The sequence below is a fragment of the Mycobacterium sp. E342 genome (genome assembly GCF_001667665.1).
Classification (GTDB): domain Bacteria; phylum Actinomycetota; class Actinomycetes; order Mycobacteriales; family Mycobacteriaceae; genus Mycobacterium.
Genome location: NZ_LZJM01000141.1, coordinates 1 through 1,508, shown reverse-complemented (window position 1 = coordinate 1,508; position 1,508 = coordinate 1). Strand labels below are relative to the sequence as shown.

The following is a 1,508-nucleotide window of genomic DNA, read 5'->3' as shown; positions in this document are numbered from 1 at the left end:
CATGAAACTGGTGGCGTTGTGTGCGCGGGCCAGCTGGTTGATCTGCTGCTGCAGCTCGGCGGGCCACTCGATCGGGATACTGGCCCCGCGATAATCGGCCACCGGCGGATAGGGCCGATCCGTAGGCAGCGCCAGACGTTCGGGCAACCCGGCCAACGCGTCTAGCCAATAGGTCAGCTGTGCGCTGATGCGGCTACCGCTGTCATCAAGATCGCCCAACTGCTCACGCTGCCAGAGTGTGTAGTCGGCGTACTGCACCGCCAACGGCACCCAACCAGGGACCTGGCCCTGAGCCCGGGCGGCATAGGCCACACCCAGATCCCGCACCAGCGGGGTCACCGACCAGCCATCCGCAGCGATATGGTGCACCACCGCCACCAACACGTACTCATCGGAGCCCAACCGGAAAAGCTCGGCACGGAACGGAATCTCGGTTGCCAAATCAAACCGATGCCCTGCTACTGCCGCGATGGCCTCCTCGAGCCGCTCGTGCGTCCACCCGGTCACATCAACGACGTCCCAGCCGAAATCGGCCCCCTCATGCGAGATCAGCTGCTGGTGGGGGACCCCATCAACCGCGGGGAACACCGTGCGCAGGCTTTCATGCCGGGCCACCACATCGGCCAGCGCGGCCCCAAGGGCCTCCACGTCCAGTGGTCCGTGCAGGCGCACCGCGACGGGCATGTTGTAAACCGCCGACCGGCCCAGCAACTGATCGATAAACCACAACCGGGACTGGGCAAAAGACAACGGCACCCGCTCCGGACGTCGGCCGGCCACCAGCGGAGCCAGCCCACCCCCAGCCCCCACATCGATACGGGGCACCAACTGGGCGATGGTGGGCGCCTCGAAGATGGTACGCACCGACAGGTTGGCATTCAAAGATTTGTTGATGGCGGCGATCAGGCGCATCGCCGACAACGAATCCCCACCCAGATCGAAGAACGAGTCATCCACCCCAACCCGCTCCAGCGCGAGGACTTGGGCGTAGATTCCGGCCAACACTTCCTCGAGCAGACTGCCCGGGGCGCGATAACGACCGGTGTCGGAGTAGTCGGGTGCGGGCAAGGCGCGGGTGTCGAGTTTGCCGTTGACCGTCAACGGTAGGGCATCGAGCACCATGATCGCGGTCGGCACCATATAGGCGGGTAGCCGATCTGCGAGTTCGGCGCGGATCGAGACCGGATCAAGTGGTGCAGAAGCGGATTCGGTGACATAGCCGGCCAGACGTTTCTCACCGGGGCCGTCCTCGCGGGCGATCACCACCGCCTGCTCCACCCCGTCGAGTGCAGTCAGGGCGGCGCGGATCTCACCGAGTTCGATGCGATACCCGCGGATCTTGACCTGCTCATCCGCCCGGCCCACATACCGCAACTGCCCATCGGGGCCCCAGCACACCAAATCCCCGGTCCGATACATGCGCGCCCCGGCACCGGCGAACGGGCACGCCACAAATCGGGATGCGGTCAACCGCGGCCGACCCCAATACCCCACCCCGACACCATGAC

At 65.5% G+C, this 1,508-nt stretch carries 1 protein-coding gene; it reads right to left on the bottom strand.

Going from position 1 to position 1,508, the window contains the following annotated elements:
- On the bottom strand, positions 1-1,508 hold a 1,508-nt coding region (locus A5692_RS09275; protein ID WP_156766000.1), incomplete at both ends, for a condensation domain-containing protein.